This is a genomic window from Modicisalibacter ilicicola DSM 19980 (assembly GCF_900128925.1).
In the GTDB taxonomy this organism is placed as follows: domain Bacteria; phylum Pseudomonadota; class Gammaproteobacteria; order Pseudomonadales; family Halomonadaceae; genus Modicisalibacter; species Modicisalibacter ilicicola.
The window spans coordinates 40,797-59,223 of sequence record NZ_FQUJ01000012.1; the positions used below are offsets into that span (position 1 = coordinate 40,797).

Genomic DNA, 18,427 nt, shown 5'->3' on the forward strand with positions numbered 1-18,427 from the left:
CGCGAACCGTCATGACGACGACGAATCGCGGGTGGGGCCTGGGGCGCCCTTCTTGCGCGTCGCTCTTCTCTTGCGCCCCGCGTTGGAGCGTCTCGTGCTCTCGCCGCTGCTTGCCTCGGGCTGCGCCGGCGCTTCCTGCACGGGCTTGGCCCGTTCGAAGAGCTTCTTGACGATGGCCAGCCGGGTCTGGGTCTTCTCTTCCAGGGGCTCGCTGGCTCGCACCACCTGTTCGATATGCGCCATGTAGGCATCGATGGTGGCGGCGTCCTCGCCCTGCAGCATGGTCGGCAAGGCCTGTATGGCCGCATGGCCATCCAGATTGAGGATCTCGAACTCGTCGCGCACCCAGGTCTTGAAGGTGGTCAGGTCGACGTCGGCACCCATCTCGTCCCGGGTCGCCTTCAGACGCTGGAAGTTGCGCTCGTCCGTGGTGGTCGAACCGCCAAGCACGAAGATCAGGGCGCGTACCGAAGCCTGGACGATGGTGCCCTCGTCGATGGAGTCGAGCAGTGCCTGCTTGCGCTGCTCGACGAAGCGGTGATGCTCCGGCGAGGCACCGGGCAACGGCAACGGCCGTTGATCGTCGGCCCTGAGCCCCATCAGGGTCTGCAACAGCGGCTGGCCGTAGACCTGCATGAACAACTGCTCGGTTGCCTGGTCGCGCAGGTCCCGATAGGCGTTCAGGCCCTGCACGATCTGGTCCGAGATCATGCCCTCGAGCACCTTGAACGGATTGCTGTCGTCGACCGGGTGGCGGCTTGCCTTGATGGCATCGGCCATGACCGGTAGCGGCACCGTGGCCGGATTGCGGTCCGAAAGGAGCTTGTAGCCCATCTTGAGCGGATGGGAACGGCGCATCCAGCTCGCCGCCTCCGGCGTCATCACCGCCTGGATCAGCGGTTGCAGGTAGCGCCGGTAGAGGCCGAGGTTGATGTTCGATATGCGAGAGACCGTGGCGAAACGCCGCTCGTCCTCGATGTCGGTCTTGACGATGGCATCGATGTCCTCGAAGTCGCGTGGCGCAAACTCGAGCAGGTAGTCCCCGTCGATCAGGTCCGGGTTGGCCTGGGAGGCATCGCGCTCGGTCACCTTGGACTCGTAGAGCCCTGGCGGCAGGATATCGATGTAATCCATGTTCGCCGTGAATTCGGCGTGCTCCTTGCGGGACACGCTGCCCGAGACGAAGATGCCCAGGTGCCCGGTCGTGTCGTGCACGCAGTAGACGATGGTCTGATCGTGGGCCTGGATATCGTCGACGCTCTCGTACAGGTCGTCGATCCAGCCCAGGGCCTGGGGAGGTGGCGTGATGTCGTCCCCCTGGGAGCAGAACACCACGATCGGCGAGCGGATGTTACGCAGATCGATGCGCCGTCCATCCCGGGTAAGCAGCTGAGAGGTGCTCAGACGGTTGCCGATGAACAGGTTATCGACGATGTACTGGATCTCGTCGCTGTTAAGAACCACGTGCCCGCCCCACCAGCGTTCGAAGCGCAGGTAGCGCTGGGCCTCGCTGTCCACGTTGGCATAGAGGTTGTACTGCTTGCTCCAGAAGGTATTGGCGGGGTTGAGCTTCTCGAAGTTCTGCACCAGCCAGGCGCCGTCGAACTGGCCGTGGCCGAGATCGCTCACCAGGGTGGTCAGCCAGCTGCCACCCAGCATGCCCGCAGAGTAGCGCATGGGGTTCTTGCCCCGTTCGCCGGCCCAGTAGGAAAGCGGGGCGCCGGCGATCAGGATGGGGCCGAAGCAATCCGGCTCCAGGGCCGCGGCCATCATGATCTGCCAGCCGGCCTGGCAGTTGCCCACCACCATGGGTTGCTCGGCGACGTCCGGGTGACGTTCGATGACATGGCGCAGGAACTGCACTTCTGCCTCGACGACGTCCTCGACGGTCTGGCCCGGCACGGGATACGGCAGGAAGCCGATGAAGTAGCAGGGGTGGCCGGCCCGCAGTGCCACGCCGATCTCGCTGTCGGGCTTGAATCCGCCGATCCCCGGGCCGTGGCCGGCGCGTGGGTCGACGACGACGAACGGACGCATGCTCTCGTCGATCTCGATGCCTTCCGTCGGCAGGATGCGCATCAGCTCGTAGTTGACCGGGTTGGGAAGCGTGCGCCCATCCAGCAGCACCTCCGTGTCGAAGCCCAGCACATTGGGCTTGGTCTCCTCCATATGCTCGAGATACTGGTTACCGCGCTGACGCATGACATCGAGATAGAGCACACTGCGTTCGCAGGCATCGCGCCAGTACTCGGCAGCGGCCTTGCCAAGCCCCAGCGGGTCCCAGAAGGGGCGCGTGATTTCCACAGCAAGGGGGGCATAGATAGGAAACATGGGTGGCTCCATTCGCAAAAAAATTGCTGCACCGCAAAACAAGAGTAGCGCCAGTGTAGCGGGCTTACCAATCCAAGTCAGTTACCGACGATTACAACACACTAAACAATGAAGCTCTTGATGCTTAAAAGACGCTATTAGTATTGTTTTTTTAATACATGAATGATGCTTCATTCCAAGAAAAGGAGGTGCCCGATCGCAGACACCTCCCTCTTGGCTTGGCCGTGTGTTCCTCGGCTCAGAGCGGCGTCGGCGGCTCGTCGCCCCTGGATGTCGCGGATGCACTGCCCTCACCGTTCCCGCCACGGTCCGGGTGACCGTCCGCTGCGGAAGTTCCGGAAGCGTTGCGAGGAACGCCGCCCTGGCGCGCCTGCCAGGCCAGCGCCCCCAGGCCGGCGATGGTGCCGTACTTGAGTGTCTTGCCCAGCAGGCTGCGACCGCCTCGGGTACTGATCAGCAACCCGAGCAGACCACCCGCCAGGGCGCTTCTCGTGTCGATTCCCCGCCCCTGCGAAGACTCGCAAAGCTCCTCGGCAGCCTTGACCAGATGATCCCAGGCACCTCTATCTTCCATAATGTCCTCTCCCGTTGATCGAATACTGACGTTGACACGCTCTTTCGAAGTCTAGGCCATTGAGGTGGCCTGGGACTCCAGTTCTCTGGCCACACCCGGGGCCAGCCCGAGTGCCGCAGCCAGCTGATCGAGCCAGGCGCGCTCCATCGGGTTCTGTTCATCGATGATGGCAAGGCTGGCCAGATACATTTCCCGCGCCGCCTGGGGTGAATCGGCCTTGCGGGCGATCCTCTGCGCATCGAGAGGGGCGTCCATGCACTGCTCGATCCAGGCATGCAGCTCGTCATCCGCCCCGAGGGCATCGATCTGGTCGACCAGCCGGGCACGCTCATCGGCGTCGATGTGTCCGTCCGCGCGGGCAGCGGCGATCATCGCCTCGAGAATCGCCAGGCTGCGCTGCTCCTGGGCGTCACCCTCGAGCTGCTCCAGGGGCACCTCCTTTTCCGAGCTGCCGGGGGCACCGCTGCCCATTGCCTGCCCCTCGTCCTGTCCGGTCTGCTGGTTCTGCTGATAGTGCTGCCAGGCCTTCCAGGCCAGCACGCCCACACCGGCCAGGGCACCGTACTTCAGGCCCGTTGCCCCCAGCTTGCGCCCCCGCTTGGTACCCAGCAGCATGCCCAGCGCCCCACCGCCGGCCAGCTTGCCGATACCGAGGCCCTCTTTCGACGAGCCGCCGGCCTGTTTCATCAACTGGTCGAGGATACCCTTGGCATTCATCGCGTCCCTCCTCAGGGCCGTGCAGAGATGCTGATAGCATAGGCGATCGCGTCGTGAACGAGAAATCGTGCCTGGCGCACCATCAAAAAACCTCGCGACCGTGCGTCGCGAGGTTCCATCTCGACGGGGGCACCCCTACTTGACTTCGATGCCGTGAGCCTGCTGGTCGGCATGATAGGAAGAGCGCACCAGGGGGCCCGAGGCGACATGGGTGAAGCCCAGCGCCCTGCCCTGCTCGGCGAACCAGTCGAAGGTGTCGGGGTGCACCCAGCGGTCCACCGGCAAGTGATTGCGCGAAGGCTGCATGTACTGCCCCAGGGTCAGCATGTCGACATCGTGGGCACGCAGGTCGCGCATCACCTCGATCACCTGCTCGTCGGTCTCTCCGACGCCAAGCATCAATCCGGACTTGGTCAGTACATCGCCCCGACGCGCCTTGTACCCCTCGAGCAGGTCCAGGGACCATTGATAGTCGGCCCCGGGGCGCACCCGACGATAGAGCGATGGCACGGTCTCCAGGTTGTGGTTGAAGACATCCGGCGGCGTCTGCTCGAGGATATCCAGCGCCTTCTGCATTCGACCGCGAAAGTCCGGCACCAGTACCTCGATCTCGATCGACGGGCTGTCGCGACGGATCTCGCGGATGCAGTCGGCGAAGTGCTGAGCGCCGCCGTCGCGCAGATCGTCGCGATCCACCGAGGTGACCACCACGTACTTCAGGCGCATCTCGGCGATGGCCTCGGCGAGTTCCCGGGGCTCGTTCTCGTTCAAGGCGTTGGGGCGTCCGTGGGCCACGTCGCAGAATGGACAGCGCCGGGTGCAGATATCGCCCATGATCATGAAGGTCGCCGTGCCCCCATGGAAGCACTCGCCGATATTGGGGCAGGTGGCCTCCTCGCACACCGTGTGAAGGCCGTGCTTGCGAAGCGTCTGCTTGATGCGCGTGACTTCCTTGGATACCGGCATGCGCACGCGCAACCAGTCGGGCTTCTTGGGCAGGGTCTCGGTGGGAATCACCTTGACCGGAATGCGCGCCACCTTGTCGGCGCCACGCAGCTTGACCCCGCGCTCTGCGCGGGGCTTCTTCGGGGCCGGGGCGGCCCGTTCCTGACTTGCGACGGTGGTCTCGGTCATCGATCCTATCCTGCGGTTCGGGAAGATTCGGCGGTCAGCTCGGACACCAGGCCCACGGGCATTCCGCGACACTCATTCACATTGTCGTCGCCACCCAGCCGCGTGGCCAGGCAGCGCACCAGACGGGTTGCCTCCTCGTCGAATCGGGGACGTTCGCCGCACAGGTCACGCAACTGGGTCATGGTCATGCCAGCGTAGCCGCAAGGGTTGATGCGTGCGAATGGAGAAAGGTCCATATCGATATTGAAGGCAATGCCGTGAAAACTGCACCCACGGCGTATACGCAGTCCCAGTGAAGCGATCTTGGTATCACCGACATAGACACCCGGCGCCTCGGGCCTGGCTCGTCCCTCGATGGCATGTTCGGCGAGCGCATCGATCACGCTGTTCTCCAGGGCAGTGACCAGCTCTCGCACCCCCATCCTGCGCCGGCGCACATCCAGCAACGGGTACAGGATCAGTTGTCCCGGGCCATGATAGGTCACCTGCCCGCCGCGGTCGGTGTCGACCACGGGAATGTCGCCAGGCATCAGCAGGTGCTCGGGGCGGCCCGCCTGGCCCTGGGTGAACACCGGCTCGTGCTCCACGAGCCAGAGGGCGTCCCGAGATGCCGAGCTCCGCTGGTCGGTAAAGGTGCGCATGGCACGCCATACCGGCGCGTAGGACTGGCGTCCCAGACGATAGACGTCCAGTTCGGCCATTCATAGCACCATGTGGACGCGGCCGGTCGCCTTGAGTGATGCGAACAGCGCCTGCAACTGGTCGTTGCCGGTCGCGGTGATCGTCACTCGCAGCGACTGGAAGCGCCCGTTGCGACTGTCCACCGCGACGACACGGGTGGCATCGAAATCCGGCGCGTGGGCCTTGACCACCTCGATCACCGCTGCCTGGAACCCGGGAGCGGCGGTACCGACGATCTTGATCGGATAGTCGCAGGGAAACTCGACCTTAGGAGGCGCCTGAGGCCTCTCCGTGCGTAAATCCCGCAAGGATTTGTCATTCATGACGATCACTCGGCGAACACTATTTCCGAGTATTCTACTCAACCTCTGCGTCCCGACCAAGGGGCACGCCGCAACAGCGGCTCGAACCCACCTCCTCGAGCCGGCTCCTGCTCAGTCGAACAGCCCGGTGACGAAGAGCAGGACGGTGTCCCAGATACGCTTGAAGATGCCGCCTTCCTCGATGCTTTCCAGGGCGATCAGTGGCTGCTCCTTGACCACGTCGTCCTGCAGCAGCACCTTCAGTGTGCCGACTCGCTGACCGGCGTCGATGGGCGCCTTGATGGTCTCCTGGATATCCAGTCTGGCGGTCATCTCCTCGCGCTTGCCCTGAGGCGCGGTCAGATAGACGTCCTCGCTCACGCCCAGGCGCAAGGTGTCCTTGGCGCCCCCCCAGATCCGGGGCTCGTTGAGCACGGCACCCGCATCGTAGAGCTTGAAGGTCTCGAAGAAGCGGAATCCGTAGCTCAAGAGCTTCTGCGTTTCCTGGGCACGCGCCTCGTCGGAACCGGTACCCATGACCACCGCGATCAGGCGTGTCTCGTCCTTCTTGGCCGACGCCACCAGACAGTAGCCGGCCGCTTCGGTATGGCCGGTCTTGAGGCCATCGACGGAAGGGTCGCGCCATAGCAGACGGTTGCGATTGGGCTGTCGAATGTCGTTGTAGGTGAAGTACTTCTGGGAATAGGTGTCGTAGTGGTCCGGATAGTCCTTGATGATGTGCTTGGCAAGGATCGCCAGATCCTTGGCCGAGGCGTAATGATTCTCGTGGGGCAGGCCGGTGGCGTTGACGAAATGGGAATTCTCCATGCCCAAGCGCCTGGCCTGCTGATTCATCAGGTCGGCGAAGGCGGATTCGGAACCGGCGATGTATTCGGCCAGGGCCACACTGGCATCGTTGCCCGACTGGATCACGACCCCCTTGAGCAGGTCATCGATGCTGACCTGGGTGCCTTCCTTGATGAACATGCGCGAGCCACCGGTACGCCAGGCATTCTCGCTGACGCTGACCTGATCGTCGGGTGAGACGCGATCCTCGTCGATCTCACGCTCGACGATATAGGCGGTCATCATCTTGGTCAGGCTCGCCGGCGGCAGGGGCTTGTCGGCGTCGTTCTCGACCAGCACCTCGCCACTGTTGGCATCCATCAACAGCCAGGAGGTCGCCGACAACGCAGGGGGCGATGGCACCATCGAGTCCGGCAGTGCCTGATCCTGCGCCTGGGCAGGTTGAATCAGCAGCACACAGGCGGTCAGGGTGGCAGGCAATAGCTGCCGGAACTTGGCGGGTAAAGCAGACAATCTCATGAGGGTGTTTCTCGTGGTTCGTAGCAAGGGAAAATGATCGGCGCTCACTCTTGAGCTCTGACCGTAAAGGCCTGGGCATAGCCTGCCCGCTGGAGTTCCTTGCGCAAGGCCTCCAGGGCGAGAGGATCGCTGACGGGGCCGACCTGCACGCGGTGCATGCGCTGGTCGCTGTCGATACGCACCGGACTGTCGAGCGAGCTTTGCAGTCGTGCGCGAAGCGCCTGGGCGCTGGTGGCCGAGCCCAGCGCCGCTACCTGCAGATAGAGACGCGGATCGTTGCCCCCTGCCGCCCCGCTCGACACCCCGGTTGCCGGTGAAGACACCGCCTGGGCAACCTGCTCCCCGCGCTGGGACTGCGATGGAGACACACTGCCCGTGGCGGATGCATCCCCCCTCGCCTGATCCTGGGACCGAGGCGATGCCTGTCTGGCCTGCCAGGCGACCGGATCGATGGCCTGGACCTTCACCCGCCCGGTACCGTTGCCCAGGATGTCCAGACGAGCCGCCGCCGCGTAGGAGAGATCGATGAGGCGATCCCCGTGGAAAGGGCCGCGATCGTTGACCTTGACGATCACCGAGCGGCCATTGTCGAGGTTGGTGACCCGCGCATAGGTCGGCAGGGGCAGCGAGCGATGTGCCGCCGACATCTTGTACATGTCGTAGATTTCACCACTGGCCGTGGCATAACCCTGGAACTTCTGGCCGTACCAGGACGCCGTGCCCTGCTGCTGGTAGCCCTCGGCACTCGACATCACGTGATAGGTCTCGCCCCAGACCTGATAGGAAGGTCGGTTGCCGCTCGGTGCCAGGGGCTCGACCCGGGGCACCGCATCCGGCACATCGGAGACGTCCGGCGGTTCGTCCGGGTAGGCATCGCTTTCCATGGCATATCGCCCCCCCGAACTCTTCGCGCCCCCATCCTGGGCGCTGTCGGGCCGGGAGCCCCCACCGCCGGCGCACCCCGCCACCAGGGCGAGCAGGAGCGCCGCACAGAGCAAGCGTCGACTCATGCTTCTGCCTCCAGGGTGTCATGGATGCGTTCGGCCAGGGTGGTCACGGCCATGGCGTACAGGTGGCTGTGGTTGTAGCGCGTGATCACGTAGAAATTGTCATGCCCCAGGGCGTAGCGTGTGCTGCCGTCGCCGAAGTCCAGCGCCAGGGGAATCACCTGCGCCTGCCCGTCGAGGGCTTCCCCGCCGGCCGGCTGGATGCCCTTGTCCGCCAGTGCCGCGACACTCGCGTAGGGCTTGCGGGTACGATTGAACTCCACGCCGTCGGGACGTGCAGCCGGCCCCTGGGCCTCGCTGACGATCGCCGCCCCCGCGCGCCAGCCATGGCGCGCGAAGTAGTTGCCGACACTGCCGATCGCATCGACCGGGTTATGCCACAGATCTCGCTTGCCATCGCCGTCGAAGTCCACGGCGTAGGCCTGGTAGCTGGTCGGGATGAATTGCGGGAAGCCCATGGCCCCCGCATAGGAGCCCTCCAGCGTCAGCGGATCGACATTCTGCTGACTGGTGATCTCGAGAAATGCCGCCAGTTCGCCGCGAAAGAAATCGCCCCGAGAGGGGTGATGGAATGCCAGGGTCGCCAGCGAGTCGATGACCCGGTGCTTCCCGGTATATCGACCGTAGAAGGTTTCGACACCGATGATGGCGGCGATGATCTCGGGCGCGACCCCGTATTCGGCCTGGGCCCTGTCGAAGGCCTCGCGATGCGCCTCGATGAAGGCCGCTCCTTCGCGGATGCGTTCGGGCTTGATGAAGATGTTGCGATATTCGTCCCAGCGCAGGCGTCGCTCGGCAGCACCGGTCATGGCCTCGAGCACGCCGGGCCGGAATTCCGCCTGACGCATCGCCAAATCCAGCCAGTCGCGATCCAGCCCTCGGGCGGCGAGCTCGTCGACCAGCGTGCGGGTCTTCGCGTTGCTGGCAGGATCGAACGTTTCAGCAGCCTGGTCTGCCGCCTGAGAGAGAGGGACAATGGCGACCAGGCCGGTGACGAGCAGCGCGATCGCTCCCCGCTTGGTGTGATGAAGAATACCCTTCATGGTCTTGCGACTCCCTGTTGCCAGATGCGCCGGGCGGCGCCAGCCGCCATGGGGCCGTTCCCGCTAGCGGGCCAGCAGGCGACGATGGCTTTGAATGGACATGAGAATACCGAAACCGGCCAGCAAGGTCACGCTGGAGGTGCCGGCGAAACTGACCAGCGGCAACGGCACCCCGACCACCGGCAAGATGCCACTCACCATGCCGATATTGACGAACACGTAGATGAAGAAGGTCAGCGTGATGCTGCCCGCGACCAGACGCCCGAAGGTGTCCTGAGCGCTGTTGGCGATGACCAGGCCCCGGGCCACGATCAACAGATAAAGCATCAGGATCAGCAGCATGCCGATCAGGCCGAACTCCTCCCCGAGCACCGCCACGATGAAGTCGGTATGACGCTCGGGCAGAAACTCCAACTGGGATTGCGTGCCCAGGGTCCAGCCCTTGCCCTCCACCCCGCCACTGCCGATGGCGGTCGTGGACTGGATGATGTTCCACCCCGCGCCCAGCGGGTCGCTTTCCGGATTGAGAAAGGTCAGTACCCGCTGGCGCTGATAGGCATGCATGTTGAGCCACAGCAGCGGCATGGCCGCAGCGGCCAGCAACCCCAGAAAGCCGATGAGGCGCCAGGAGAGCCCGGCCAGCAGCAGCACGAAGACCGCGGCACTGCCGACCAGCAACGACGTGCCCAGATCCGGCTGTCTGGCGATGAGCACCACCGGTGCGCCGATGATCAACGCGCAGACGAGAATGTCCTTGAGGCGGGGCGGCAAGGGGCGTCGATGCAGGTAGGCCGCCACCATCATGGGCATGACCAGCTTCATCAGCTCCGAAGGCTGGAAGCGAATCACCCCGGGGATGACCAGCCAGCGCTGGGCGCCCATGCCGACGTCGCCCATCACCTCCACGGCGATCAGCATCAGAAAGCCGGCGGCATAGAGAGGCAGCGACCAGCGATAGAGGGTGCCCGGCGTGAACTGGGCCAGTACCAGCATGGTGACCACGGCGACACCCAGCCGAGTGAGCTGGGCCGTGACCACCGGCATGCGCTGGCCGCTGGCACTGTACAGCACCAGCAGACCTGCCAGCATCAGCACGAACAGCAGGCCCAGCAGCCAGGGGTCGAGATGAATGCGCAACCACAGGCTGCGCCGCCGCTTGATACTGCGCCCGCGGTTCGGCAGTAGCGTGGACTCCTGAAGCCTCATGAATTCATGATTCCTCGCTGCGGATCGGGGCCTCGTCGAGCTCGGCCTCTTCTCTCAGAAGCCAGGCATCGAGCATCTTGCGGGCCAGTGGGGCCGCATTGCTGCTGCCACCCCCGGCATTCTCGACGATCACCGCAATGGCGATCCCGGGGTTCTCGATGGGGGCGAAGGCGGTGAACAGCGCGTGGTCGTGAAGGCGCTCCTCCAGTTCCGCGGCGTTGTAGCGCTCGTCGTTGGCCAGGGTGAAGACCTGGGCGGTGCCCGACTTGCCGGCCATCCGATAGTCGAGATCCTCGCCGGAGCGGCGTGCGGTGCCCTCGCTCCCTGTCATCACATCTTCCATCGCCCCATAGACCAGATCCCACCACTCCTCGTTGGCCAGTTCGATGTCGTCCTTCACCTGGGGCGGTTCCACCGGCTCATCGCCGATACGCTTGGCCAGATGCGGCGTGACCCATTCGCCCCGATTGGCCAGTACCGCCGTGGCGGTGGCCAGTTGCAACGGGGTGGACAGCCAGTAGCCTTGACCGATGCCCACGGAGAGCGTCTCGCCGGGAAACCAGACCTGACCATAGCGCTCCCGTTTCCATTCGCTCGAGGGCATCACGCCGCTGGCGGCGCCATGCACATCATGACTGGTCACCTCGCCGAAGCCGAAACGATGCATGAAGTCCGCCAGCCGGTCGATGCCCAGCTCGTGGGCAAGGTTATAGAAATAGGTGTCGTTGGAGACCACGATGGCGCGGCGCATGTCGACCCGGCCATGCCCCCACCGCAGCCAGTTATGATAGCGCCGCGAATGCTCGGGCAATTTGTAGAAACCCGGGTCGTAAACGGTCTTTTTCGGAGTGATCACTCCGTTTTCCAGGCCGGCCAGGGCCTCGAAGGGCTTGATCGTCGAGGCCGGCGGATATTGCCCGCGAATGGCTCGATTGTAGAGCGGCAGGTCGGGGTTGCTGCGCAGCCCCTGATAGTCGCGGTGGCTGATACCCGTCACGAACAGGTTGGCATCGAATCCGGGCGAGGAGACCATGGCCAGTATTTCGCCGGTGGCGGGCTCAATGGCGACGATGGAGCCACGCCGGCCATCGAGCAACTCGTAGCCCAGCTGCTGCAACTGCTTATCGATGGTGAGGGTGATGTCCTGCCCCGGCACCGGATCGGTGCGCCCGAGCTCCCGCAGCACGCGCCCCCGGGCATTGGTCTCGACCTTGCGCAGGCCCGCGGTGCCATGCAGCAGTGCCTCGTACTCGCGCTCGATACCGGTCTTGCCGATGAAGTGGGTGCCTGCGTAGTTGCCCTTGTCGAGGGTCTTGACCTCCTCGGCATTGATGCGCCCCACATAGCCGAGCACGTGGGACATGATGTCGGTGTCGGGGTAGTAACGCAGCAGTTGCGCCTCGACCTCGATGCCGGGCAGGCGATACCGATTGACCGCGAGTTGCGCGATCTGCCTCTCGTCGAGCTCGCTCAGCAGCAATGCGGGCTGAAAGGGGCGCTGGCGCTGGCGCGAACGCGCCTTGAGGGCGGCGACATCGGACTCCGGGAGCCCCAGGATATCGACCAGCAGCCCGAGGGTCGCCTCCAGGTCGTCGACCCGCTCGGGCACGATGGTCAGGTTGTAGGTCGGGCGGTTCTCGGCCAGCAGCACGCCATTGCGGTCCATCAACAGGCCGCGGTTCGGCGGCAGCGGTTCGACACGCACCCGATTCTGGTCGGAGCGAGTGATGAAGACGTCGTGCTGGACCACTTGCAGATAGAAAAGCCGGGCTGCCAGGCCGCCGGACATCAGCAGGACCAGCAGCACGGCCAACAGTGAACGATTGCGAAAGACGCGAACTTCCTGCTCGGTATCCTTCAGGGTATCGCGGCGTTTAGGCATGCAAAGGCTTCATCTCGAACTCGGGGAATACTGAGGCAAACAAGCGTTCACGGAATCAGCGATGGTAGGGATGACCGATCAACAGGGTCCAGGCACGATAGAGCTGTTCGCAGAGCAGCAGCCGCACCAGCGGGTGAGGCAGGGTCAGCGGCGATAGCGACCAGCGCTGATCGGCCTGGGCAGACAGTCGGGGATCGAGCCCGTCCGGGCCACCCACCAGCAGCGCCACGTCACCCTTGCGATGGCGCCAGGCATCGGCTTCCCGGGCCAATCGCTCGGTACTCCAGGGCTGGCCACCGACCTCCAGCGCGACGCAATGCTCGCTCTCGCGCAAGCGTTCACGCAGACGCTGGCCTTCCTGAGCCACGGCTCGGGCCACGTCGGCATTCTTGCCACGCGGACCCGGCGCTATCTCGACGATCTCGAGAGCGAATTCCCGAGGCAACCGCTTGCGGTACTCGCTGACGCCCTGCTCCACCCAGTCGGGCATGCGCTGGCCGACGGCAAGCACACGAACCTTCACGCCCGGCCCCCGCGCACCTCCTCCTCGGTATCGCTCGGCAGGTCGGCCCACAGCCGTTCGAGATCGTACAGGCGACGCGCATCGGGCATCATGACATGCACCACCACGTCGCCCAGGTCCACCAGCACCCAATCGGCACCGGCTTCTCCCTCGACGCCCAGCGGCCTGACGCCGGCTTCCTTGGCCTTCTCTACCACATTGTCGGCCAGCGCGGCCACGTGTCGTGACGACGTGCCACTGGCGATCACCATGACGTCGGTGACGCTGGTCAGCGTCGAGACGTCGAGTTCGGTAATATCCTGACCCTTGAGTTCTTCCAGGGCCTCTACCGCCAAAGTCTTCAGCGATTCGTTTTGCATAGCTCCTCGAGAGTAAGACCATCGTTCCAAGCTGCCATTCTACCTTGGAGACACCGCTTAGCGATAAAGATTGCGCGAAACGATGTAGGATTCCACCGATGAAGGCAACAGATAGCGCACGCTGCGACCGGCGTAAAGACGCCGACGCAGGTCGGTGGCGGAAATCGCCATGCGACTGGGCAGGCGCAGGCGCAGGAGCCCCCCGGCCGGCCGGGCGAACAGGTCGCGACGATCGACCACCTCGCGCCCTTCGATCAGAGCCCTGAGCTCCTGGTCCGGCGAGGCCGGATGATCGGGGCGCTCGATCACCACCAGATGAGCCAGCTCGAAGAGCCGCTCAGGGTCGTGCCAGCTGGCAAGCTTCAGGAAGGCATCCTGGCCGAGCGCCATCACCAGCCGTGCCTGACTCCCCAACTCCCGGCGCAACGAGGTCAGGGTGTCCACGGAATAGGACGGCCCGGAGCGGGCGAGTTCGCGCCCATCGGCGACCAGACCCGGTGTGTCGCCTATCCCTAGCTCGAGCATCCTCAGTCGCTCGTCGGCAGTCACTCCCGGCGCCTCGCGATGCGGCGGCACATGCGCGGGGACCATGTGCACCCGCTCGAGTTCGAGGGTTTCGTGCAACTCGACGGCGCTGCGCAGATGTCCGATATGCACGGGGTCGAAGGTACCGCCAAGCATCGCGACCCGCACCGGTGCGTCCTCAGACACGGACATGGCCATCACCTAGCACGACATACTTGCGCGTCGTGAGGCCCTCCAGCCCCACCGGCCCGCGAACGTGGAGCTTGTCGGTGGAAATGCCGATTTCTGCTCCCAGACCGTACTCGAAGCCGTCGGCGAAACGGGTCGAGGCATTGACCATCACCGAGCTGGAATCCACCTCGGTCATGAACCGTCGTGCCAGGGTGTAGGATTCGGTGACGATGGCATCGGTGTGCTGCGAGCCGTAGCGATCGATATGCGCCATGGCCGTCTCGATCCCATCGACGATACGGATCGCCAGAATCGGGGCCAGGTATTCGGCCTGCCAGTCTTCCTCGGTCGCCGGGGCAGCATCGGCCACGATCTCGCGGGTCCGCTCGCAGCCTCGCAGCTCGACGCCATGACGTGCGTAGGCCTCGGCAAGGCGCGGCAGCAGCTCGGCAGCCACCGGGGCATCGAGCAGCAGCGTCTCCATGGTGTTGCAGGTCCCATAGCGATGCGTCTTGGCATTGACCGCGATGGCCAGGGCCTTGTCGAGGTCGGCAGTGGCATCGACGTAGACGTGACAGACACCGTCCAGGTGCTTGATCACCGGCACCCGGGCTTCCCGGGAAATGCGCTCGATCAATGATTTGCCGCCCCGGGGGATGATCACGTCGACATGCTCGGGCATACTGATCAGACGCCCCACCGCGGCACGGTCCGTGGTCGCGACGACCTGTGCCGCCGCTGCCGGAAGACCGGCCTCGGCAAGGCCGCGTGCGATACAGGCGGCGATGGCGGCATTGCTGTCGCGGGCCTCCGAGCCGCCACGCAGGATACAGGCATTGCCCGATTTCAGGCACAGGCCGGCCGCTTCCACGGTGACATTGGGACGCGACTCGTAGATGATCCCGATGACCCCGAGAGGCACCCGCATGTGGCCGACCTGGATGCCGCTGGGCCGGGACCGCAGTCCGTCGATCTCGCCCACGGGGTCGGGCAAGGCGGCAACCTGGGCAAGTCCCTCGATCATGCCATCGATGCGCGTCTCGTCGAGGGCCAGTCGATCGAGCAAGGCTGCATCGAGCCCAGCCTGGTGTCCCCGTTCGAGATCCTGGGCGTTGGCCTCGATCAGCGCATCCCGAGCCGTGTCGAGGTGCCTGGCGATGGCCAGCAGGGCAGCATTCTTGCGCGCCGTGTCCAGATTGCGAAGCACTGTGCTGGCCTGCCGGGCCTGGGTGCCGAGTTCGTGCATGTAGGCGTCGATATCCGCGCCACTGGTCGATAGGTGTCGTGACATGCCGGTCAAGTTCTCCATGGTGCATGCGCAGGTCGGGCGTGATCTATTGTCGGGACGAACAAGGGAGACGTATCGTCGGGACGAGGGAAGGTGTCGTACAGTATCTGTCACTACAAGGAATGGAACCCATCATAAGGCACCATGGAGCGTAAGTTCAAAGAGAGGCACTATCGCCTCACCCTGCTGTTCGCCGCAGCCATGCTGCTGATACTGGCGACGACGCCTCAAGGCGCCCTGTCACGTCTCGTGCTGAGTCTCGGTGGCCTGGGCCTCGGGGCCGTTGCTCTGGAGCAGCGTCGGCTGCCGGCGCTGCCCGGCACGCTGGCCCCGCTGTTGCTTGGCCTCCCCTTGGCCCTGCTGCTGTGGCTGGACCCGCAGCGCCATGGCTTGTGGCTATGGGCCTGGGCAGCCGTGCTGGTGCTGCCCCAGGCGCCTTGGCTATGGTTGCTGCATGGCCTCCTGGCCGCCCTCTGCTGGTGGCAGGTCTACCCTTTCGTCGGTACCGAACAGGGGCTGCTCATGGGCGGGTTGCTGGCGGCCCTGATGCTGCTGGGCGTCGCCCGCGGCTTGGAAGAGCTGCCCCTGCGACAGGGGCTGGCCCTGCGTACGCGCCTGCTGGCCCAGCGGCCCCTTCATTCCCGGCGTCAGCTGGCCCAGGACATGCTGCTGGAAACCACGCGCTGCACACGGGAGGGCAGCCACGGCGAACTGCTGCTGCTGCGTTGCCCTTCCCGCCATCAGCAAGCCATGCTCGACGCTCTCATGGCCCGTACCTGTCATTACGAAACCTGTTTCCAGATCGACAACAAGACGCTTGCGGCATTGCTGATCAGCCGGAATGAGGAGACTGCCGTTCAGCGACGCGCCCCTCTGCTCGACACGCTGCCGGAGCCCTTCCAGGCCCGCTTCATCGGCCTGGCGCCCTCCTTGTGCCTGGACGCGCAGCTCAAGGCGCTCGCCCAGCAGGAACAGGTCGTGGCCGTGCAGGGAAGGGAGGTCTGATGCCCCGAGTCGAGATGAACTCCTGGCCCTCGCGGCTGGCCATGGCCGCCTATGCCTCTGGCGTCCTGTTGCTGGCGGGCTATGCCCTCTGGAACTACCTGATGGGTTCCTATGGCCGCATATTGCTCCCGACTTTGCTCTCGCTCTTGCTGGCAGGCGCCCTGTTCCTGCGTTCGATCAACAAGGATTACCGCCATCTTTGCGCCTACCTGGCCTTGATCAGTTGCTACCTGCTGGTGGCGATCGAGCTACCCGCCCTGGGTGACGAGACGATTTTCTGGCTGGGGTTGCCGCCGACCCTGACGTTGCTGCTGCTCCCGCTGGGTTCGGCTTTGCTGCTCAACCTGACGATGACCCCGGTCTGGCTCACGCTGGCGAACAACGACCTCTCCCTCCTCGATACCGCCCTCTATTATCTGGCCTTGATGAGTGTGGCGGCGATTCCGCAGTGGCTACGCCAGCGCCGCGAGATGCTGTCGAGCACCACGGAGAGCCGCGATGGGCAGTGCGATGCCCTGTCTCGCCACGCCCTTCTGGAGCGCCTGAAGGCCGAGGTCGAACGTGCCAGGGTCATGAAGCGGCCCTTGGCGACTCTGATCATTCACCTGCCGCAGCTGGAGATGGCCGACGAGCAATTCGGCACGGCCCTGCTCCACACGCTTCTGGAGCGTCTGTGTCGCACGGTGCGCAGTTGCTGTCGTTACCACGACCCACTCGGACGCCACCAGACCACGCTGTTCTGGTTGCTGCTTCCCGACACCGGCGAGGCTGGCGCACTGATCGTCCGGGAGCGCCTGCTGAGCGCGCTGAGCCGTGAGGTCTTTGCCGAGACCGGCGCCATTCAGCCGCGCATCCGCGCGTGCTACCTGCATCCCGGCGAGGATGCCGTGCACTTCGAGCAGCGCCTGCTGGCGACCGGTCTCAAGCTGATGGAGCCGGCTTCTTGAACGCGACGCAGTGGCTTCAAACCCTCACGCCCTCGCCCGAATGGCTGCTGCTGTTCATCGCGGCGATCTCGCTGGTGGAGTCGCTGGCACTGATCGGCCTGATCGTCCCCGGAGTGGTGCTGCTCACGGCGGCCGCCTCCCTGGCGGGACATTACGACGTACCGGTCTTCCTGGTGCTGACCTGCGCCTTCCTGGGCGCCGTGATCGGTGATGGCCTGAGCTTCATGCTCGGCCATACCCAGCGTCAGCGGATTCCTTCTTTGTGGCCGTTCCGTCAGCATCCGGAGTGGCTGGCCCGCGGCGCGCGCTTCTTCAAGCGCTACGGCGTGCTGTCGGTACTGGTCGGACGCTTCGTCGGCCCGGTACGCCCCGTCGTGCCGATGATCGCAGGCATGATGCGGATGCCCCGCAGCCACTTCCTGTGGTCCAACCTGGGATCGGCCCTGCTCTGGGCACCCGCCTACCTCCTGCCCGGTTACCTGCTCGGCAAAACCTGGCAACAGTTGCTCGTCATGCCTCCCGGCAGCGAAGGCTGGCTGATCCTGCTGGCCCTGGCGATCCTCGCTCTCGCCCTGATGTTCTCGCTGCTTCGCCACCAGCTGGCTCGGGAAGGGCGTCTCTATCGAGGCCTGGCCTATTTGGCCCTGGGGCGCCCCTGGTGGCGCTGGCTATGGCACGCCCTGCGCTCCTCGCGGCCCAGCGGCGAGTTTCCACTGGCTTCCCTGACGCTGCTGTTCGTCAGCCTGCCGGCATTGAGCGGCTGGACGTTGTGGGTACTCGAGCAGGACGGTCCGCTGCCGATGGACCAGCATCTGCAGAGCCTCGTCGATGCGCTAGCCGGCCCGATGCTGATCCAGATCGCTGCCTGGATGGCCGAGGCCGGCGATACCCTGGGGGTCATCGCCCTGGTGCTGCCCTGGGCGCTATGGTTGCTCTTCCGTCACCAGCACGCCGTGCTGCTGCACTTGCTGGGCGGGCTTGGCGGTATCGCCCTCGGCAATACCCTGTTCAAGCACTTGGCGGGACGTGTCCGCCCGGAGACCCCGGACTATCTGGTCGGCTCCTTCTCCTATCCCAGCGCCCATACCTCCACGGCGGTGGTGCTGTATGGCCTGGCGGCAGCATTCGTGGCCGAAACCTTGCCCTCTCGGCATCGAGCGCTGGCCTACTGGGCAGCCATCCTCATCTGTGTGCCCATGGCGCTGTCGCGCCTGGTCATCGGTGTTCACTGGCTGAGCGATCTGATAGGCGGGGCCCTGCTGGGTCTGGTTGCCTGTGCCCTGGTGCGCGTCAGCTACCATCGCTTTGCCATCCGCACGCTGCAGAAACCGCCCTGGATCACGCTGAGCCTGAGCATGCTGGCACTGCTCGCGGCCCGCATCCTCTGGCTGCCGCCGGTGTGACCT

General features: G+C 64.7%; 18 protein-coding genes. 3 read left to right on the forward strand and 15 right to left on the reverse strand.

The annotated features are described in order from the left end of the window. Positions 1–9: 9 nt before the first annotated feature. From BUA41_RS13375 to BUA41_RS13445, 15 genes are all read right to left on the reverse strand, one after another. The gene (locus tag BUA41_RS13375; RefSeq protein WP_072823707.1) at positions 10–2,331 is read right to left on the reverse strand and encodes a DUF3141 domain-containing protein; all 2,322 of its coding nucleotides are present in this window, start codon (positions 2,329–2,331) and stop codon (positions 10–12) included. A 238-nt stretch (positions 2,332–2,569) separates the two neighbouring features. Next, a complete protein-coding gene (locus BUA41_RS13380) occupies positions 2,570–2,905 on the reverse strand; it encodes a DUF533 domain-containing protein (protein WP_072823709.1) in 336 nt (111 codons plus the stop codon). A gap of 51 nt (positions 2,906–2,956) precedes the next feature. Beyond that, positions 2,957–3,622 (reverse strand): tellurite resistance TerB family protein, encoded by a 666-nt coding sequence (locus BUA41_RS13385; RefSeq protein WP_072823711.1) that lies wholly within the window; start codon positions 3,620–3,622, stop codon positions 2,957–2,959. A 135-nt stretch (positions 3,623–3,757) separates the two neighbouring features. Further along, positions 3,758–4,756, reverse strand: a complete 999-nt coding sequence (gene lipA / locus BUA41_RS13390; protein WP_072823713.1) for a lipoyl synthase — start codon at positions 4,754–4,756, stop codon at positions 3,758–3,760. Positions 4,757–4,761: 5 nt separating this feature from the next. After that, positions 4,762–5,457 carry a lipoyl(octanoyl) transferase LipB gene (gene lipB / locus BUA41_RS13395; RefSeq protein WP_072823715.1) on the reverse strand — a complete coding sequence of 232 codons (696 nt, stop codon included), beginning with the start codon at positions 5,455–5,457 and terminating at the stop codon, positions 4,762–4,764. Continuing rightward, complete coding sequence (locus BUA41_RS13400) at positions 5,458–5,760, reverse strand: HP0495 family protein (RefSeq protein ID WP_072823717.1); 303 nt, start codon at positions 5,758–5,760, stop codon at positions 5,458–5,460. 111 nt (positions 5,761–5,871) lie between these two features. After that, positions 5,872–7,065, reverse strand: a complete 1,194-nt coding sequence (locus BUA41_RS13405; RefSeq protein WP_072823719.1) for a D-alanyl-D-alanine carboxypeptidase family protein — start codon at positions 7,063–7,065, stop codon at positions 5,872–5,874. 44 nt (positions 7,066–7,109) lie between these two features. Further along, positions 7,110–8,075, reverse strand: coding sequence for a septal ring lytic transglycosylase RlpA family protein (locus BUA41_RS13410; protein ID WP_072823721.1), 966 nt, complete (start codon positions 8,073–8,075; stop codon positions 7,110–7,112). After that, complete coding sequence (gene mltB / locus BUA41_RS13415; RefSeq protein WP_072823723.1) at positions 8,072–9,115, reverse strand: lytic murein transglycosylase B; 1,044 nt, start codon at positions 9,113–9,115, stop codon at positions 8,072–8,074. The genes BUA41_RS13410 and mltB overlap by 4 nt, the downstream gene beginning before the upstream one ends. Before the next feature lie 63 nt (positions 9,116–9,178). Further along, on the reverse strand, positions 9,179–10,321 hold the full coding sequence (rodA, locus tag BUA41_RS13420) for a rod shape-determining protein RodA (RefSeq protein WP_072823725.1): 1,143 nt from the start codon (positions 10,319–10,321) through the stop codon (positions 9,179–9,181). Positions 10,322–10,325: 4 nt separating this feature from the next. After that, positions 10,326–12,203, reverse strand: coding sequence for a penicillin-binding protein 2 (mrdA, locus tag BUA41_RS13425; RefSeq protein WP_072823727.1), 1,878 nt, complete (start codon positions 12,201–12,203; stop codon positions 10,326–10,328). A gap of 55 nt (positions 12,204–12,258) precedes the next feature. Continuing rightward, positions 12,259–12,726 (reverse strand): 23S rRNA (pseudouridine(1915)-N(3))-methyltransferase RlmH, encoded by a 468-nt coding sequence (gene rlmH / locus BUA41_RS13430; RefSeq protein ID WP_072823729.1) that lies wholly within the window; start codon positions 12,724–12,726, stop codon positions 12,259–12,261. Beyond that, positions 12,723–13,085 carry a ribosome silencing factor gene (gene rsfS / locus BUA41_RS13435; RefSeq protein WP_072823731.1) on the reverse strand — a complete coding sequence of 121 codons (363 nt, stop codon included), beginning with the start codon at positions 13,083–13,085 and terminating at the stop codon, positions 12,723–12,725. The genes rlmH and rsfS overlap by 4 nt, the downstream gene beginning before the upstream one ends. Before the next feature lie 57 nt (positions 13,086–13,142). Continuing rightward, a complete protein-coding gene (gene nadD, locus BUA41_RS13440; protein WP_072823733.1) occupies positions 13,143–13,808 on the reverse strand; it encodes a nicotinate-nucleotide adenylyltransferase in 666 nt (221 codons plus the stop codon). Next, positions 13,789–15,072, reverse strand: a complete 1,284-nt coding sequence (locus BUA41_RS13445) for a glutamate-5-semialdehyde dehydrogenase (RefSeq protein ID WP_084671579.1) — start codon at positions 15,070–15,072, stop codon at positions 13,789–13,791. Before BUA41_RS13445 ends, nadD begins: the two co-directional genes overlap by 20 nt. 141 nt (positions 15,073–15,213) lie before the next feature. Here BUA41_RS13445 and BUA41_RS13450 point away from each other — a divergent pair, with 141 nt between their 5' ends. Genes BUA41_RS13450 through BUA41_RS13460 form a run of 3 tightly spaced genes read left to right on the forward strand, consistent with a single transcriptional unit; the run spans position 15,214 to position 18,424 of the window. Next, positions 15,214–16,074: a hypothetical protein gene (locus BUA41_RS13450; RefSeq protein ID WP_072823737.1), complete on the forward strand. Its 861-nt coding sequence runs from the start codon at positions 15,214–15,216 to the stop codon at positions 16,072–16,074. After that, positions 16,074–17,021 (forward strand): diguanylate cyclase domain-containing protein, encoded by a 948-nt coding sequence (locus BUA41_RS13455; protein ID WP_084671582.1) that lies wholly within the window; start codon positions 16,074–16,076, stop codon positions 17,019–17,021. The genes BUA41_RS13450 and BUA41_RS13455 overlap by 1 nt, the downstream gene beginning before the upstream one ends. Further along, positions 17,018–18,424: a bifunctional DedA family/phosphatase PAP2 family protein gene (locus BUA41_RS13460; RefSeq protein ID WP_072823739.1), complete on the forward strand. Its 1,407-nt coding sequence runs from the start codon at positions 17,018–17,020 to the stop codon at positions 18,422–18,424. The genes BUA41_RS13455 and BUA41_RS13460 overlap by 4 nt, the downstream gene beginning before the upstream one ends. Positions 18,425–18,427: the final 3 nt, after the last annotated feature.

Excerpts from the sequence above, each read along its gene's own strand:
- BUA41_RS13385 (WP_072823711.1), bottom strand. The coding sequence starts at position 3,622 with ATGAATGCCAAGGGTATCCTCGACCAGTTGATGAAACAGGCCGGCGGC.
- rodA (WP_072823725.1), bottom strand. The coding sequence starts at position 10,321 with ATGAGGCTTCAGGAGTCCACGCTACTGCCGAACCGCGGGCGCAGTATC.
- BUA41_RS13445 (WP_084671579.1), bottom strand. The coding sequence starts at position 15,072 with ATGTCACGACACCTATCGACCAGTGGCGCGGATATCGACGCCTACATG.
- mrdA (WP_072823727.1), bottom strand. The coding sequence starts at position 12,203 with ATGCCTAAACGCCGCGATACCCTGAAGGATACCGAGCAGGAAGTTCGC.
- BUA41_RS13380 (WP_072823709.1), bottom strand. The coding sequence starts at position 2,905 with ATGGAAGATAGAGGTGCCTGGGATCATCTGGTCAAGGCTGCCGAGGAG.
- BUA41_RS13405 (WP_072823719.1), bottom strand. The coding sequence starts at position 7,065 with ATGAGATTGTCTGCTTTACCCGCCAAGTTCCGGCAGCTATTGCCTGCC.
- BUA41_RS13450 (WP_072823737.1), top strand. The coding sequence starts at position 15,214 with ATGGAGCGTAAGTTCAAAGAGAGGCACTATCGCCTCACCCTGCTGTTC.
- rsfS (WP_072823731.1), bottom strand. The coding sequence starts at position 13,085 with ATGCAAAACGAATCGCTGAAGACTTTGGCGGTAGAGGCCCTGGAAGAA.
- mltB (WP_072823723.1), bottom strand. The coding sequence starts at position 9,115 with ATGAAGGGTATTCTTCATCACACCAAGCGGGGAGCGATCGCGCTGCTC.
- BUA41_RS13375 (WP_072823707.1), bottom strand. The coding sequence starts at position 2,331 with ATGTTTCCTATCTATGCCCCCCTTGCTGTGGAAATCACGCGCCCCTTC.
- nadD (WP_072823733.1), bottom strand. The coding sequence starts at position 13,808 with ATGGCCATGTCCGTGTCTGAGGACGCACCGGTGCGGGTCGCGATGCTT.
- BUA41_RS13410 (WP_072823721.1), bottom strand. The coding sequence starts at position 8,075 with ATGAGTCGACGCTTGCTCTGTGCGGCGCTCCTGCTCGCCCTGGTGGCG.
- BUA41_RS13455 (WP_084671582.1), top strand. The coding sequence starts at position 16,074 with ATGCCCCGAGTCGAGATGAACTCCTGGCCCTCGCGGCTGGCCATGGCC.
- BUA41_RS13400 (WP_072823717.1), bottom strand. The coding sequence starts at position 5,760 with ATGAATGACAAATCCTTGCGGGATTTACGCACGGAGAGGCCTCAGGCG.
- lipB (WP_072823715.1), bottom strand. The coding sequence starts at position 5,457 with ATGGCCGAACTGGACGTCTATCGTCTGGGACGCCAGTCCTACGCGCCG.
- lipA (WP_072823713.1), bottom strand. The coding sequence starts at position 4,756 with ATGACCGAGACCACCGTCGCAAGTCAGGAACGGGCCGCCCCGGCCCCG.